This is a genomic window from Alkalicoccobacillus porphyridii (assembly GCF_007293315.1).
In the GTDB taxonomy this organism is placed as follows: Bacteria; Bacillota; Bacilli; order Bacillales; family Bacillaceae_D; genus Alkalicoccobacillus; species Alkalicoccobacillus porphyridii.
Genome location: NZ_VLXZ01000072.1, coordinates 1 through 383 on the forward strand (window position 1 = coordinate 1; position 383 = coordinate 383).

Annotated in this window: 1 protein-coding gene; it reads left to right on the forward strand. The window is 51.2% G+C overall.

What is annotated here, in order from left to right; all coding sequences use genetic code 11:
- Positions 1-383, forward strand: a 383-nt coding sequence (locus FN960_RS23570) for a glucokinase (RefSeq protein WP_185971128.1), incomplete at both ends; no start/stop codon positions are given.

Sequence of the window (383 nt, forward strand, 5' to 3'; positions counted from 1 at the left end):
CGCTTGCCCAATTACCGGTGACTGGGTGGCGATGACCAACCATACCTGGGCGTTCTCAATTGCCGAAATGAAAAAGAATCTCGGTTTTAGCCATCTGGAAATTATTAACGATTTTACCGCTGTATCGATGGCGATCCCGATGCTGAAAAAAGAGCATCTGATTCAGTTTGGTGGCGCAGAACCGGTCGAAGGTAAGCCTATTGCGGTTTACGGTGCCGGAACGGGGCTTGGGGTTGCGCATCTGGTCCATGTCGATAAGCGTTGGGTAAGCTTGCCAGGCGAAGGCGGTCACGTTGATTTTGCGCCGAATAGTGAAGAAGAGGCCATTATCCTCGAAATATTGCGTGCGGAAATTGGTCATGTTTCGGCGGAGCGCGTGCTTT